The organism is Brevibacterium sp. RIT 803 (assembly GCF_016892625.1).
Taxonomy (GTDB): domain Bacteria; phylum Actinomycetota; class Actinomycetes; order Actinomycetales; family Brevibacteriaceae; genus Brevibacterium.
Map to the genome: position 1 here is coordinate 495,756 of NZ_JAFEMW010000004.1, position 14,923 is coordinate 510,678.

12 protein-coding genes are annotated in these 14,923 nt (G+C 64.2%); 3 read left to right on the forward strand and 9 right to left on the reverse strand.

The features are described from left to right. Positions 1–231 precede the first annotated feature (231 nt). Positions 232–720 carry an Lrp/AsnC family transcriptional regulator gene (locus tag JTF07_RS15395; protein ID WP_143922284.1) on the forward strand — a complete coding sequence of 163 codons (489 nt, stop codon included), beginning with the start codon at positions 232–234 and terminating at the stop codon, positions 718–720. Between the two features lie 23 nt (positions 721–743). On the opposite strand, the gene JTF07_RS15400 is transcribed toward JTF07_RS15395, so the two are convergent. Then, on the reverse strand, positions 744–1,589 hold the full coding sequence (locus JTF07_RS15400) for a DNA-formamidopyrimidine glycosylase family protein (protein WP_204235079.1): 846 nt from the start codon (positions 1,587–1,589) through the stop codon (positions 744–746). A 145-nt stretch (positions 1,590–1,734) separates the two neighbouring features. Here JTF07_RS15400 and JTF07_RS15405 point away from each other — a divergent pair, with 145 nt between their 5' ends. Continuing rightward, positions 1,735–3,681: an aconitate hydratase gene (locus JTF07_RS15405; protein ID WP_204235080.1), complete on the forward strand. Its 1,947-nt coding sequence runs from the start codon at positions 1,735–1,737 to the stop codon at positions 3,679–3,681. Positions 3,682–3,704: 23 nt separating this feature from the next. Here the strand turns inward: JTF07_RS15405 and JTF07_RS15410 are convergent, their stop codons facing one another. The 5 genes from JTF07_RS15410 to JTF07_RS15430 form a co-directional block, all read right to left on the reverse strand. Then, a complete protein-coding gene (locus tag JTF07_RS15410) occupies positions 3,705–4,469 on the reverse strand; it encodes a FadR/GntR family transcriptional regulator (protein ID WP_204235081.1) in 765 nt (254 codons plus the stop codon). An 11-nt stretch (positions 4,470–4,480) separates the two neighbouring features. Next, positions 4,481–5,284, reverse strand: a complete 804-nt coding sequence (locus tag JTF07_RS15415) for a 3-oxoacyl-ACP reductase (RefSeq protein ID WP_213018845.1) — start codon at positions 5,282–5,284, stop codon at positions 4,481–4,483. A gap of 68 nt (positions 5,285–5,352) precedes the next feature. After that, positions 5,353–6,705, reverse strand: a complete 1,353-nt coding sequence (locus JTF07_RS15420) for an aldehyde dehydrogenase family protein (protein WP_204235082.1) — start codon at positions 6,703–6,705, stop codon at positions 5,353–5,355. Continuing rightward, positions 6,702–7,535, reverse strand: a complete 834-nt coding sequence (locus JTF07_RS15425) for a gamma-glutamyl-gamma-aminobutyrate hydrolase family protein (RefSeq protein WP_353843987.1) — start codon at positions 7,533–7,535, stop codon at positions 6,702–6,704. Before JTF07_RS15425 ends, JTF07_RS15420 begins: the two co-directional genes overlap by 4 nt. Then, positions 7,516–8,880, reverse strand: a complete 1,365-nt coding sequence (locus JTF07_RS15430) for a glutamine synthetase family protein (protein WP_204235083.1) — start codon at positions 8,878–8,880, stop codon at positions 7,516–7,518. The genes JTF07_RS15425 and JTF07_RS15430 overlap by 20 nt, the downstream gene beginning before the upstream one ends. A 473-nt stretch (positions 8,881–9,353) precedes the next feature. Between JTF07_RS15430 and JTF07_RS15435 the strand changes: the two genes are divergently transcribed. Continuing rightward, entirely contained in the window at positions 9,354–10,916 is a 1,563-nt protein-coding gene (locus JTF07_RS15435) for an amino acid permease (protein WP_204235084.1), read from the forward strand. A 140-nt stretch (positions 10,917–11,056) separates the two neighbouring features. Here JTF07_RS15435 and JTF07_RS15440 read toward each other — a convergent pair whose 3' ends face one another. From JTF07_RS15440 to JTF07_RS15450, 3 genes are all read right to left on the reverse strand, one after another. After that, on the reverse strand, positions 11,057–12,544 hold the full coding sequence (locus tag JTF07_RS15440; protein WP_204235085.1) for a catalase: 1,488 nt from the start codon (positions 12,542–12,544) through the stop codon (positions 11,057–11,059). 226 nt (positions 12,545–12,770) lie between these two features. Next, positions 12,771–14,192, reverse strand: coding sequence for a hypothetical protein (locus tag JTF07_RS15445; RefSeq protein ID WP_204235086.1), 1,422 nt, complete (start codon positions 14,190–14,192; stop codon positions 12,771–12,773). Positions 14,193–14,405: 213 nt separating this feature from the next. Continuing rightward, positions 14,406–14,921, reverse strand: coding sequence for a HutD family protein (locus JTF07_RS15450; protein WP_204235087.1), 516 nt, complete (start codon positions 14,919–14,921; stop codon positions 14,406–14,408). Between the last annotated feature and the right edge of the window lie 2 nt (positions 14,922–14,923).

Consider the following 14,923-nt stretch of genomic DNA (forward strand, 5'->3'; position numbering starts at 1 on the left):
CATGTGGCCGTTGGGCACATGGACCGGCGCACGCAGGGCAGCTGCGCCCGAGGGGTGCCGACGGTGTATGTCGAACCGCAGGTCGGTCCAGGTCCGGTCCGACTCACAACGATCCAAACAGGTCTGATCGGAGTGCTCAATATGTCGATTCGAAATTGAGCAGAATGCTCAGTATAGAGTTGTACGATTGAGCAGCTGGTGAGCATTTCGCTGAGGAAAGATGGTGGTGTCATGACCGAGGGGCGACGGCGACGAATCGCAGATGTGCTGGATGCGAGGATCCTCCTCGAACTCATCCGCGAGCCGCGAGCGACGATCGCGGGACTGGCCCATCGTCTGCAGGTGGCCAGGAACACCGCTCAGGCACGGTTGGGCAGGCTTGAGTCCGAGGGGCTTCACCCGTTCGGACATCGTGTCGACACGTCTGGGCTCGGCTATCCGATCCGGGCGCACGTGCTGGCCAACCTCAAACAGTCACGACTCGACGAGGTCGGTGCGGCGCTGAGTCGGATCCCCGAAGTTCTCGAGGTCATCGGCGTCAGCGGAACAGCCGATACCCTCATCCAGATCGTCGCCCGAGACACCGATGACCTCTATCGGGTCGCCGGGCAGATCCTCGGAACTCCCGGCGTCAAACGCACACGCACCCTCGTGTCGATGAAGCAGATGGTCGAATACCGCGTCACTCCCCTGCTGCAGAGGACAGTCGAGAACGGCTGAGCCAACGATTCAGGAGTCCGGGGCTATTTGAGCAGCCGGTCCATCCGGCGATCACTGAGCTTCTTCCCGCCGGTCTGACAACCGGGGCAGTACTGCAGTGACTTGTCGGCATAGGAGACCTCGGCGATGGTCGAACCGCACACCGGGCAGGTCTGACCGGTTCGGCCGTGGACCCGAAGCCCGCGCTTCTTCACTGTCTTGACCTTCGCCGGCGGCAGATCGTTCAGCGCCTCGCGGGCAGCGCCGAGAACCCCACGGATCACCTCGAGCAGCGCCTCCGCATCGACACGGTTGGCCGGGGTGAAGGGAGAGAGCTTGGCCGTGTGGAGGATCTCGTCGGAGTAGGCGTTGCCGATGCCGGCGATGAGCTGCTGTTCCTCGAGCACGGTCTTGATCCGTGAGCTCGAGTCCGCGAGCAGCGCGGCGAACTGGTCGTCATCGATGGACAGGGCATCGGGACCGGCATTCGCGATGGCTGGAACCTCGGTGCGGTCATCGACGAGAGACACCGAGGCGTTCTTCTTCGTTCCCGCTTCGCTGATGTCGAAGCCGGCGCCGGAAGCCAAGTGGATGCGCAGGCCCAGCGGCCCCTTGCCCATCCTCACCGGCCCGGTGGGCACCTGTTCGTGCCAGATCAACCAGCCTGCGCGGGCGAAACGGCACACCAGGTCGAGTCCGTCGAACTCGATGAGGAGGGCCTTGCCCACCCGGGAGACCCCGCTGATCTCAAGCCCGCTGATCGCTTCCAAGGGCGGATCGGCCGTCTTGAGGATGCTCAGTTCACCGATATCGGTTCGGGTGATGAAGTCCCCGACGATACGGGGGCCCATGAAGTGGACGAGAGCGTCGACCTCGGGCAATTCCGGCATGGGTCCAGTATGCGCCCTCGCGCGCGGAGGCGCACTGCTCCCGGGAAAACCGCCCTTGTGAGTTCCCTGAACGAGGACTACCGTGGATTGACCACGTGAGAGCGTGCAGCACCAGCAGTTCGACCACTTCATGAGGAGGGTGACGATGGCTGAGAATGTCGCTCAGAAGCTCATCGGCTCACATCTGGAATCCGGCACGTTTGAACCCGGACACGAGATCGGAGTCCGCATCGATCAGACGCTGACTCAGGACGCGACGGGTACGCTGGTGATGCTCGAGCTCGAAGCACTGGGCATCGACCGGATCCGCACGGACACCTCTGTCCAATACGTCGACCACAACCTTCTGCAGACCGATGAGAAGAACCCCGAGGACCACATGTTCCTGCGCTCTGCCGCGCAGCGCTTCGGTCTGTGGTTCTCCCCCGCCGGCAACGGCGTGTCCCACCCGGTACACCAGTCGCGGTTCGGCAAACCCGGAGTCACGCTCATCGGCTCCGACTCCCACACCTGCGCGGCCGGGGCCTTGGGAATGCTGGCCATCGGCGTCGGCGGTCTCGAGATCGCGATGTCCATGGTCGGCGAACCGCTCTACATCAGTGCACCCCAGATCATGGGAGTCGAACTCACCGGCACGCTGCCGCCGTGGGTGTCGGCCAAGGATGTCATCCTCGAGATGCTGCGTCGTCACGGAGTCAAGGGCGGGGTCGGCACGATCATCGAGTACTACGGCGAGGGCCTCAAGGACCTCACAGCTATGGACCGCCACGTGATCGCGAATATGGGTGCCGAACTCGGTGCCACGGCCACGGTCTTCCCCGCCGACGACGCAGTCCGGGACTTCCTCGAATCCAGCGACCGGGGCGAAGACTTCACCCGGATCGAAGCCGACGAGGGCGCCCGGTACGATCTCCACGATGCCATCGATCTCTCGCAGCTCGAACCGCTCATCGCCGCGCCCTCCTCACCGGGCAATGTCCGCCCCGTGCGTGATGCCGCCGGTGAGGAGGTCTTCCAAGTCGTCATCGGCTCCTCGGCCAACCCGGGTCTGCGGGATTTCGCGGTCGTCGCCGAGACGCTCGAGGGCCGCCGCATCCACGAGCAGATCTCACTCGACGTCAACCCGACATCGCGAGAGATCCTCGCCGACCTCATCGCCGGCGGTTGGCTGACCTCACTGGTCGGATCCGGCGCACGCATCCACCAGTCGGGGTGCATGGGATGCATCGGCATGGGACAAGCCCCAGCGGTGGGCCGCAACAGCCTGCGCACCATGCCGCGAAACTTCCCCGGCCGCTCGGGCACCGACGAAGACGCCGTGTGGCTGTGCTCTCCGGAGACTGCCGCAGCCGCAGCACTGACGGGCAAGATCACAGACCCACGAGAGCTGGGCATCGAATATCCACAGGTCAGACTCCCGGAGAAGTTCTCCGCCAATCGGTCGATGCTGGCCCCACCGCTTCCACTCGACGAGGCGCGGCAGGTCGAGCTTGTCAAAGGATCGAACATCTCCTCACTGCCTGACTTCGATCCGCTGCCCGAAGACATCGATCTCGAGATCATGCTCAAGGTCGGCGACAACGTCTCCACCGACGAGATCATGCCCGCCGGCTCCCGGGTCCTGCCCTATCGGAGCAACATTCCCAAGATCTCCGAATTCGTCTACATCCAGGTCGATCCGAGCTATGCCGAACGGGCAGCGGGCCATGCCGGCGGACATGCGATCATCGGCGGGGAGAACTACGGCCAGGGCTCATCGCGTGAGCACGCCGTGATCGCCCCGCGCTATCTGGGTCTGCGCATCGTCGTCGCCAAATCCTTGGCGCGCATCCACTGGCAGAACCTCGCGAATTTCGGCGTCCTCGCCCTCGAATTCTCAGATGAGAACGACTACGAGACCCTGTCCCAGGGTGATGTCCTTAAGTTCCGGGGACTGCGCGATCAGCTGGCCGACGGCGGGACCGTGAGCGCCGAGGTGGGCGGGCGAGAATTCGAATTCCGCCATACGCTCTCGCCCCGGCAGGTCGACATGGTCCTGGCCGGAGGTCGCATCGCCCAACGTGCCCAGCAGGAGGCCGCCGGGAAGGGGTGAGGCCCGCGCGGGACCGCTCGTGATCAGGGCTCTGCAAGGAAGCCGCGCAGCAATGCTGCAGTGCCGTCGAGATGCTCAGCCATCGCTGTGCGGGCCCCGTCGGCATCTCCAGCGAGGATCGCGTTGTGGACCCGCTGATGCTGTTCGTGCGAATGGGCCAGATTGGGTTCGATCATCGGGATCTGCTCGAGCAGTTTGTTCGCCCGAGTCCGACTCTCGACCATCGAGCGCACGAGGCTCGCAGAGCCTGTCACCTGCGCCCAAGTCAGGTGCAGCTGGGAGTCCAAGCGCCGGTACTCGGCCAGGCTCGACTGGCGACTCGCGTCCATGGCTCCGGCCAGCTGACCTCGCTGGGGTGCGGTGAGATCCTGCCCGGCAGCCACCTCGGCGACTCCCATCTCGATCACACGACGCCAGGTCAGGGTGTCTTCGACCTCAGCTGCGGAGAACCCGGACCCGCGGCCGGTGTCACGGTCATGAGTCGGACAGGGCGCCCAGCCGCCTGCGGGAGTGCGAGCGACGAACGTTCCGCCACCGCGACCTCGGCGGACATTGACCCAGCCGGCGGTCTGCAGCTCCGAGATCGCCTCACGCAGAGTCGCCCGGGAGACCCGCAGCTGCTCGGCGAGCTCCCGTTCGGGTGGGAAACGCTGCCCGGGCGGGATGATCCCGAGGCGGATGATCTGGAGCAGGCACTCGATCGTCTCCTCGAAGATGTTGCCCGACCGGGCGGGAGCGATCGCCCGCAGCGCTGTCACCTGACTGCCCGCGGACTGGCTTGCCTTCATGCCATCGCCACTCACAGCGGGGTCGTGTAGGCGTTGGTCAGGCCGCCGTCGACGGTGAACGACTGTGCGGTGACGAACGACGCATCGTCGCTGGCGAGGAAGGCCACGGCGGCAGCCATTTCGGAAGCGTCGGCGAAGCGTCCCATCGGCACGTGCACCAGCCGCCTGGCCGCCATCTCGGGGTCCTTGGCGAACAGTTCCCGGAGCAGCTCGGTGTTGACCGGCCCCGGGCACAGGGCGTTGACGCGGATGCCTTCCTTCGCGAACTCCACACCGAGTTCCCGCGACATGGCCAGCACCCCGCCCTTCGAGGCAGTGTAGGAGATCTGGGAAGTCGCCGAGCCCATCAGCGCCACGAATGAGGCCGTATTGATGATCGAGCCGCGGCCCTGCTTGCGCATGTGCTTCAGTGCCGCCTTCGAGCACAGATACACCGAAGTCAGGTTGATGTCCTGGACCTTGCGCCACACGTCGAGTCCGGTCTCGGTGATCGAGGCGTCTGCCGGTGGGGAGACTCCCGCATTGTTGAAGGCGACATCCACGCTGCCGTAGGTGTCGAAGGCCGTCTGGAACAGGTTCTCCACCTGGTCGGCATCGGTGACGTCGGTGGACACGAAGAGTCCCCCGACCGCCTCGGCGGCGGCTGTCCCCGAATCTGCGTTGGTGTCGGCGATGACGACGTTCGCGCCTTCGGAGGCGAGGCGCTTCGCGGTGGCCAGGCCGATGCCGCTGGCACCTCCGGTGACGACTGCGGTTCGCCCCGGGAGGCGCCGGCAGATGATCTGGGTCGAGCCCGTCGCTGCTGTCTCGGTCATGGTGTGTCCTTTGCCTGCTGGTGGTGTTCGCGTGGGTGGGTGGGTAGTTGGTTGCGGCGGCCGGTCGATCAGTCCGTGGCGATGAAGAGGTTCTTCGTCTCGGTGAATGAGTCCATCGCGTGGGGTCCGAGTTCGCGGCCGATGCCGGAGCGTTTGAACCCGCCGAAGGGGGTCGAATAGCGCACCGCGGAATGGGAGTTCAGCGACAGCGCCCCCGAGTCCACGCCGCGGGCGACCCGCAGTCCGCGGCCCACATCGCGCGTCCAGATCGAACCCGACAGGCCGTAGGGCGAATCATTGGCCATGGTGATCGCCTCGGCTTCGTCGCGGAAACGCTGCACGGTCACGACGGGCCCGAACACCTCCTCGGTGACGATGCGATCACGCGGTGATGTCGGCAGTACGACCGTCGGCGCCATCCAGTACCCGGCGCCCTCGGGTGCGCTGCCGGTGAACGCGATGTCCACGCCGTCGAGGAATCCGGCCACGCTCTCGTGGTGGGCTGCGGAGATGAGCGGTCCCATCTCTGCCTCCTCGAGGCTGGGATCGGTGACGACCACCCCGGAGACCGCTGGTTCGAGGAGTTCCATGAAGCGGTCGAAGACAGAGTCGTGGACGAGGATGCGCGAGCGGGCGCAGCAGTCCTGGCCGGCATTGTCGAAGACGCCGTAGGGTGCGGTGGCCGCGGCGAGTTCGAGGTCGGCGTCGTCGAAGACGATGTTCGCGGACTTGCCGCCGAGTTCCAGCGTTGTCCGTTTCATCGTCTTCGCCGCGTCGACCATGATCGCCTCGCCCACCGCGCTCGAGCCGGTGAACACGATCTTCGCGACCCGGGGGTCATCGGTGAAGGTCTGGCCGACGACGGATCCTTTGCCGGGGATGACCTGGAAGACATCGGCGGGAAGCCCTGCCTGCAGGGCCAATTCGCCGAGGCGGATCGCCGTCAGCGGGGTCAGCTCGGCGGGCTTGAGGACCACGGTGTTGCCCGCGGCAAGCGCCGGTGCGAAGCCCCAGCCGGCGATCGGCATCGGGAAGTTCCACGGCACGATGATTCCGACGACCCCGAGCGGTTCGTTGAACGTGATGTTCACTCCCCCGGCCACGGGAATCTGATCGCCTAGGTGGCGCTCGACTCCGCCGGCGAAGTAGTTGAGGACATCGCGGACGTTCCCGGCCTCACCCCGGGCATTGCCGATGGTGTGCCCGGCCTCGGCGACCTCGAGTGCGGCAAGGTTGTCGATGTCGGCATCGACGGCGCCGGCGAAGGCGCGCAGCAGTTCGGCCCGCTCGGCCGGCGCTGTGGCCCGCCACCGAGCGAAGGCGTCGGCGGAGCGTCCGATCGCGTCCTTCGTCGCCTCGGCGCTGTGGGCATCGACCGAGGTGATGAGTGCCTCGGTCGCGGGGTTGATCACTTCGGTCATCGGTGGGCCTCCGCATTCGTCTCGGGTGTCGCGGTTTCGGGTGTCGCAGTTTCGGGTGTCGTCAGTGGTGCGCTCATGCGCTGGGTCGCAGCCGCCACAAGGCCTGCGAACAGCCGCAGATCCTCCAGGGTCTCCTCGGGGTGCCACTGAACAGCGAGCATCGACCCGTCTGGTGTCTCGAGGGCCTCGATGCAGCCGTCCTCGGAGCGTGCGCTGACGATCAGTCCATCGCCGAGGCGGTCGATGGCCTGGTGATGATGGCACCTGACCGTGGCACCGGTTCCGAGCAGATCGGATACGGCGGTGTCGGGTACGATTCTCACGGCCACCTCGGCGAATTCGTCCTTCTTCTCTGCCTCATGAGCGCCGTAGCCCTCGACGTCGGGCAGGTGCTGGTGCAGGGAACCGCGGTGGACGGTGTTGACGATCTGCGCGCCGCGGCAGATCGCGACGACCGGCACATTCGCGCAGCGGGCATGCCGGTACAGGGTGGTCTCGAAGGAGTCGCGACGCACGTTGGGCACCTGGGTGCGAGGGTGGGCCTGTGCATCGTAGAGTGCGGGGTCGACGTCGTCGCCGCCGGTGAGGATGATGCCGTCGAGTTCGGCGACCTCGTTGAGAGTCCAGGGATCTTCCGGGGGCAGGAGGACGACGCGGCCACCGGCGCGTGTGACAGCGGTGACGTAGACGCTGGGCAGGAACGCCGCGTCCCGGTCCCAGACTCCGAACTGGCCGCGGCCGTAGTAGGTGGGAAGCCCGATGAGCGGGCGGCGCATCGTCGGGTCGAGGGCCGCGTTGCCGAGCGCCGGGTCAGAGTCGTTCGAAGCCACGCCGGACCTCCCAATCGGTGACTGCGGCGTCGAAGGCCGCCATCTCCACACGACCGGCGTGGGTGTAGTGGTTCACGACCTCGTCGCCGAAGGCATGGCGGGCGACCTCGGAGGATTCGAAGGCCGCGACGGCATCGTGGAGGCGGCGTGGGATGGTCGGGGCATCCTGGGTGTAGGCATTGCCGGCGAGCGCCTCGGGCAGTTCGAGTTGGTTCTCGATTCCGTGTATTCCGGCCGCAATGAGGGCCGCACTCGCAAGGTAGGGGTTGGCGTCTGCGCCGGGGACTCGCTGTTCGAAACGCAGGGCGGGACCGTGGCCGACGATGCGCACGGCACAGGTTCGGTTGTCCCACCCCCAGCCCACTGCGGTGGGGGCGAAGGAGCCGTCGGCAAAGCGTTTGTAGGAGTTGACGTTCGGGGCGTAGAGGTAGGTGAAGTCATGTTGAGTGGCGACGACTCCGGCGACGAAGTGCTGCATCGTCTTCGACATCTCGGTGCCGTGGCCGGCGGGGAAGACCGGTGTGCCGTCCGTGTCGCGCAGGCTCATGTGGATGTGGCAGGAACTGCCTTCGCGGTCATTGGGTTTGGCCATGAAGGTCACCGACTTGCCCTCTTGGTCTGCGATCTCCTTCGCACCGAGCTTGTAGACGACGTGATTGTCGCAGGTGGTGAGCATGTCGGTGTAGCGGAAGCCGACCTCGAGCTGGCCGAGGTTGCATTCGCCCTTCGCGCTTTCGGTGTAGAGACCGGCTTCGTCCATCTCATTGCGCAGACGACGCAGGTACCCTTCGACCTGACCGGTGCCGAAGAGGGAGTAGTCGATGTTGTAGGTGCTGGCGGCTTCGAGGTTGCGGTAGTCGCCGGCCATCGCCTCGCGGTAGCCGGTGTTGTAGAGAGCGAATTCGAGTTCCGTGGCACCGATGGGCGAATAGCCCACCTTCTCGAGTCGCTCCAGCTGAGCCTTGAGCACCTGTCGTGGTGAGACGCTCAGCGGCGAGCCGTCGAGGAAGGCCAAGTCGCATTGGACCATGACCGTCGCCGGGTGCCAGGGAATGCGGCGCAGGGTCGAGTAGTCGGGGACGAACATGAGGTCGCCGTAACCGCGTTCCCAGGAGGTGAGTTCGTAGCCGTCGACGGTGTTCATCTCAACGTCAGCGGCCATGAGGTAGTTGCAGCCTTCGGTCCCGTTGTCCATCACCTCATCGAGGAAGAAGCGGCCGGTGATCCTCTTGCCCTGAAGCCTGCCCTGCATGTCCGTGGCGGCGACGAGGACTGTGTCGACGCGGCCGGCGGCGATCTCTGCCTGCAGCTGCTCCAGGGTCATATCTGATGAAGTCACGCTCATGGTTCCTCTTCTCGGTAGCTCACCCCGGCGATGTGTTCGCATCCTTGCGACGGACTGCATCCCTGCGGTGATCACTCATCGTTGCGGGGTGATTCTGTGCGGCAGTGGCGGTTTGCGGCGGATCAGGATGACTCTCATATTTAAGGTATGCCACTGGACCATTTGTGCGCAATAGCTGGAGCGAAATTGGCGACATCCCCGCTTTGCGGTATGAACAAATACCTATTGACAAACCATAGGCACGGTGACAAGCTCAACGTCAGAACGGATCTGTGAGCTGCATCACGCACAGGTTTCGCGACTTCGGCACACGTTGTACGGTCGCGTTCCCGTTGGAGGTGCAAGCGTCAGCCGCAGCGTCAGCGTCTGGCCGACAGCCGGATGAAGCCGATCGGTCAGCGACGACCGATCCAGCCAGCGAGGCAGCCAGCCAGCCAGCGGAAGCAACCATTTCAAGCAGAACGGTGTTGTCCATGAGCAATGAATCCTCTCCACCCGACGATCCGGCCCCAGCCCTCAGCGCTGACGAGGCCAGTCTTGCCGAGCTCGGCTACAAACAGGAGCTCAAGCGCGGCATGTCGGGTTTCGGCAACTTCGCGGTCTCCTTCTCCATCATCTCGATCCTCGCCGGCTGCATCACCTCCTACAGCATTGCGCTGGGATCGGGCGGCCCGGCAGCGATCACGATCGGGTGGCCTCTGGTCGGCATCTTCGTCCTCTGCGTGGCACTGGCCATGGCCGAAGTCTGCTCGAAGTACCCCACGGCGGGTGGCCTGTACTTCTGGGCCGGTCGCCTAGCCAAACGCAACAAGCGACATTGGGCCTGGTACGTAGGATGGTTCAACTTCCTCGGCGAGGTGGCGGTGACCGCAGCCATCGACTACGGCGCAGCGACGACCATGATGGCCTTTGCGGCACTGACCTTCGGGGTCGTGCCCACTGCACTCAACACCTTCGTCCTGTTCCTCGTCATCATCACCCTGCATGGTCTGCTCAACACCTTCGGCGTCAACCTGGTCAATCTGCTCTCCGGCGTCTCGGCCTGGTGGCACATCGTCGGTGTGCTCGTCATCGTGACAGCCTTGTGGATCATGCCCACGAAGCATCAGTCGTTCAGCTGGACCATGACAGCCTGGCACAACGAAACCGGGTTCACGTTCATGCCGTTCGTGTTCCTCATGGGGCTGCTTATGGCGCAGTACACCTACACCGGCTATGACGCCTCTGCGCACGTGGCCGAGGAGACCAAGAACGCGTCGATCGCAGCCCCCAAGGGCATCGTCATGAGCGTCCTGATCTCGATCATCGGCGGATGGATCCTGCTGTACTCGATCACGGCCGCGATCCAGGACGGCTCCGAGGCGGGGCTCACCGCTCTCAACGCCACCGCAACCGGTCTGCCTCCGGCTCAGGTGTTCCTCGACGCTCTGAACAATCCGACGATGGCGAAGTTCCTGCTCTTCATCGTCTGCGGCGCCCAGTTCTTCTGCGGCATGGCCTCGGTGACGGCGAACTCGCGGATGAGCTACGCATTCTCCCGCGACGATGCGATCCCCGGATCCAAGTACTGGAAGAAGGTCAACCCACGCACCGGCACACCCACGAACTCGATCTGGCTGTGCATTGTGCTGTCCTCGATCCTGACAGTGCCGGCGCTCTTCAATGAGACCGCTTATCTGGCGGTGACGAGTGTGGCGGTGATCGGGCTCTACATCGCCTACGTGGCACCCGTGTTGCTGCGCCGACTCAAGGGCGATGCGTTCAAGCCGGGTCCGTGGAATCTGGGACGGTGGAGCGCAGTCATTGGGTGGATCGCCGTCGTCTGGGTGATCTTCATCTGCATCCTGTTCGTGCTGCCACCGACCCTGCCGATCACCATCTCGACCTTCAACTACTCCCCCATCGCTGTCCTCGCCGTGCTCGTCATCAGCGTTGTGCTCTGGTATGCCCGAGGCAAGAAGCACTTCATGCAGCACCTCGACAAGGAGCAGCTGGCCATCGACGAGAAGAAGCTTCTCGACGAGATCGACGACTGAGCTCGGAGGCCGGAACAGTCACAGAGAAACTCTCCGGGTGCTCGGCAACCTGCAATGGTCGCTCAGCACCCGGAGAGTCTCTGAGTTCTCGGACACTCAGTCAGGGCATCAACGCTGTGCCGATGCCCCGCCCGACGTCATCACGCGGTCTCGGACCTGTACTTGTCCTCGATTGCGCGGCCGACCTCTTCATCGATGTTGCGCCAGTACGCGAAGACGTTGGAGAGCACAGGCTCTTCCACGCCGTCCTTGAGTGCACCGACGACGGTTTCGATGAGTCCCTGGCGCTCCTCTTCGGAGTAGACCTCGCGGACCAGGGTGTGTGCCTGACCGAAGTCGTCGTCCTCTGCGTGGAGAGTGGCGGCACTGCGGACCAGTTCACCATCAGCCTCCCACCGTGCTTCGACCTGAGCCTCCTCGGCCTGGTAGGACCTGCCGTAGGAGTTCGGTGCGTAGACAGGAGCATCACCTGAGTGGTGGTACTCCATCTGACCTTCCTTGTCATAGGAGTTGGTCTTCGTGATGGGTGCGTTGACCGGCAGCTGGTTGAAGTTCGTGCCGATGCGGTTGCGCTGCGCATCCGGGTAGGAGAAGACACGCCCCATCAGCATCTTGTCGGGCGAGATTCCCGTGCCCGGCACGGTGTTCGAGGGGCTGAACGCGGCCTGCTCGATCTGCGCGAAGTGGTTCGACGGATTCTTGTTGAGCGTGAACTTGCCGATCTCCACGAGCGGGTAGTCCTTCTTCGACCAGGTCTTGGTGAGGTCGAAGGGATTGAAGCGGTAGGTCTTGGCCTCTTCGTACGGCATGATCTGGACGTGGACGGTCCACGACGGGTAGTCACCGCGTTCGATCGCATCGAACAGGTCCCGACGGTGGACGTCAGCATCCTCGCCGGCGAGCCTGCCGGCTTCTTCGTTGCTCATGTTCTCCACGCCCTGATCGGTGTGGAAGTGGTACTGGACCCAGAAGCGTTCGCCGGCTTCATTCGCCCACAAGTAGGTGTGCGAGGAGTAGCCGTTCATGTTCCGCCAAGTCCTGGGCAGGCCACGCGGTCCCATCAGGTAGGTGACCTGGTGTGCCGATTCCGGCGAGAGCGACCAGAAGTCCCACTGCATGTTGTTGCTGCGCAGCCCCGAATCGGGGGTGCGCTTCTGCGAGTGGATGAAGTCGGGGAACTTCATGGGGTCGCGAACGAAGAACACGGGGGTGTTGTTGCCCACCATGTCGAAGTTTCCGTCTTCGGTGTAGAACTTGAGTGAGAACCCACGCACATCGCGCCAGGAATCGGGTGAGCCCAGCTCACCGGCGACGGTGGAGAACCGTGCGAGCATCGGGGTCTTGGTGCCCTTCTGCAGGAACTTCGCCCGGGTGTAGGCGGAGACGTCTGCAGTGATCTCCAGTTCACCGAAGGCACCGGAGCCCTTGGCGTGCGGGCTGCGTTCGGGAACGCGTTCGCGGTCGAACCGAGCCAGCTTCTCAACGAGTGCAACATCGTGGAGGAGGAGTGGGCCGTCTGCTCCGACGCTCAGCGAGTGCGCGTCGGACTCTCGTGGAGCACCTGATTCGGTCGTCGACGGCTTCGCACCGTCGAATCCTGGATGTTCATGATCAGCGTGTTTAGTCATTGCTTCTCCTTCAACCGATTGAGCGACGGGGAGTCATGCTTCCCGGTCCACTTCAACCATCATAGGACGAACATCGCTCGCCTGTATGCGATGAAGCGAAGGCCGATCCGGCTCCCCTGATATCGAGTTCCTGGCAGCGTGCTCAAGACTGGCGCAGCCGACTTTCACGCTATCCAGGTTCCTTACTCGATACAACCAAGGCCACCCTGTTCACTATTCCTGCCCCTCAGCCTTCGGCAGTCGCGGCGCTTCCACCGCCTGCAGAGCTCGAGCCGGAACCGCTGCCCACACCGTCACCCGAGCCTCCGCTTGAGCTGGATCCTCCACTCGAACTGCCGGAGCCAGAGCTGCCAGCTCCACCCTGCGAGCCGGAACTCGAGCCCCCGTCCGTCGAAGTTGCGCCCCCGCCCGAGGTGTCCGCTTCGGCACTGCTGGACCCGCTCGAATCGCTGGCGGCTCCTGCGGTGTCGTCGCCGGTGGTTGTGGACGAACTGGCATCGGTGCCCTGATCGGTCCCCGTCTGATCTGCAGTCGAGGAGGTGGTGGTGGAGCTGCCCTCGTTCGCCGAGGTGGACTGTCCTTCACTCGTCGTCGAGCTCTCGGTTCCGCTCCCCTGATTCGGGTTCTGGCCGGGCTGGGAATCGTCCCCGGAAGAGCTGGATTCGGCAGTGCCGCCTCCGTCTTGCGATGTTTCGGAGTCATCCCCGGTGCCGGAGTCTCCGGTCACTGATCGTGAGATCTGTGAGGTCCCTGGCGAGATGTCGGTGTCGGTGAATGATTCGGCCATGACCACGGCACCCAGCCCGATTCCGAATGTCGCCACCCCGATAGCCACCGGGTAGAGGACGCGTTTGCGGCGCAGCTTCTGCCACCACGATTTCGGTTCATCGTTGGCCGCATCGGTGGTATCGGGTGACGGGTGCTGCGCTGACGGGGCGTCGACGGTCGTGGCGGCCTCCGCCTCGTCGCTCAGGCTCCCGAAGGTGCTGGTGGCGCGGGACGGTCCTGTTGTATGGGTTGATGAGACAGCAGAGGATCGCTGAGTCTTGGCACCGAGTGACTTCGCCTTGACTGCCGGAGCGAGCTTCGTGCCGACCTCTCTGATCTTCTCTTTGCCCTTGTCGAGGCTGCTGGTATAGAGCGTCACCGCGAGTCCGGTGATGATGCTCGCGACCCCTGCACCGACGACAGTTCCGGCCACGCCCAGCTGCCCGCCGATGACCGAGGAGGTCGCTGCGGCTGCGGCACCGGCGACGAGCTGGGTCGCCGAGACCCTGCTCTCGCTCTTCTCCTTCTTCTCACCGACGTCGCCCTTCGCATTCTCGGCGACGTCATCCTTCGCTGTAGATTCACCGCCGGCAGTGGTGTTCTCCTGCATCATCCGAGTCGCCGACCCTGCTGACACCGGCTGCTCTTCGCGTCGAATCGGATTCGGCGGCATCACCGGCGTGCTCACGTGCGCGCTCGTCGTCGGTGTCGACTGAGTGCTCCTGGCGTGTGTGGCGGCGAGTTCTTCGGTGATCAGGGGCAGGGTCTGCGATGCCTGCACGGTCGTTTCGGATCCGCCGTCTCCCGATGCTGATCTGCCGTGATCGGACGCTGCGACGTTCTGCCCGTTCTGTCTGCCTGACTCATTCTGATTCGACACCAAAATACCTCCGATGACTGGTCTCTGAGTCCAGTATCGGCCGTCCATTTCCGGAGTTCCTGACCCACCCTCTCAGAAGCTGGGACAACACTGTGAGACGACTGCGCCCCCATGACCGTTGACCTGCAATGATGCCGATCGGTGTGACGCACAGGACAGGCGCTTGGCAGGATACTCGCAGGTCCGAATTCGGCCTCTGCGAGGACCGCCGTCTCAGTGCAGGATGGCCAGGCCGAGGTGATCCGGAAGTACGTCCGTTTCCTCGAGTTCCAGCACCTGAAATCTCGGGTAGCCGGCACCCGATTCCACAGTCACTGCGAAGAAGTCGGAACCGGTCGATCGCGTCGACATCTCCATCCCGACGTGTTCCGATTCTGCCCCGTCGTCCGACTCGACCATGAGGTTGAGGGCGAAGCACGGGGCGCCCAGTTCGATGAGGGAGACAATCTGATCCCCACGGAACCTCTGCGGGTCATCCTGGGCGACACGGTGCACCTGTCCGTCGATCTCAAGGACAACCTCGGCGCCGATAGGAAGGAACGTGCGTGCCAAGCCCGGCAATGGGGAGAACGCAGCCGGACGGTCCAGTCGCGCGATGCTCAGGCGCCACCGTCGTCGGCTCGGGGTCAGAAACTGGGATTCGGTGAGCGAGACGAGCTCGGTCGTCTCCCCCGCACCATTGGCCCATGGAACCGGTTCGAGGTCATCGAATGAGGTGATCACGCGCATGT

Coding starts and splice junctions, on each gene's coding strand:
- JTF07_RS15395 (WP_143922284.1), top strand. CDS start 232: ATGACCGAGGGGCGACGGCGACGAATCGCAGATGTGCTGGATGCGAGG.
- JTF07_RS15400 (WP_204235079.1), bottom strand. CDS start 1,589: ATGCCGGAATTGCCCGAGGTCGACGCTCTCGTCCACTTCATGGGCCCC.
- JTF07_RS15405 (WP_204235080.1), top strand. CDS start 1,735: ATGGCTGAGAATGTCGCTCAGAAGCTCATCGGCTCACATCTGGAATCC.
- JTF07_RS15410 (WP_204235081.1), bottom strand. CDS start 4,469: ATGAAGGCAAGCCAGTCCGCGGGCAGTCAGGTGACAGCGCTGCGGGCG.
- JTF07_RS15415 (WP_213018845.1), bottom strand. CDS start 5,284: ATGACCGAGACAGCAGCGACGGGCTCGACCCAGATCATCTGCCGGCGC.
- JTF07_RS15420 (WP_204235082.1), bottom strand. CDS start 6,705: ATGACCGAAGTGATCAACCCCGCGACCGAGGCACTCATCACCTCGGTC.
- JTF07_RS15430 (WP_204235083.1), bottom strand. CDS start 8,880: ATGAGCGTGACTTCATCAGATATGACCCTGGAGCAGCTGCAGGCAGAG.
- JTF07_RS15435 (WP_204235084.1), top strand. CDS start 9,354: ATGAGCAATGAATCCTCTCCACCCGACGATCCGGCCCCAGCCCTCAGC.
- JTF07_RS15440 (WP_204235085.1), bottom strand. CDS start 12,544: ATGACTAAACACGCTGATCATGAACATCCAGGATTCGACGGTGCGAAG.
- JTF07_RS15450 (WP_204235087.1), bottom strand. CDS start 14,921: ATGCGCGTGATCACCTCATTCGATGACCTCGAACCGGTTCCATGGGCC.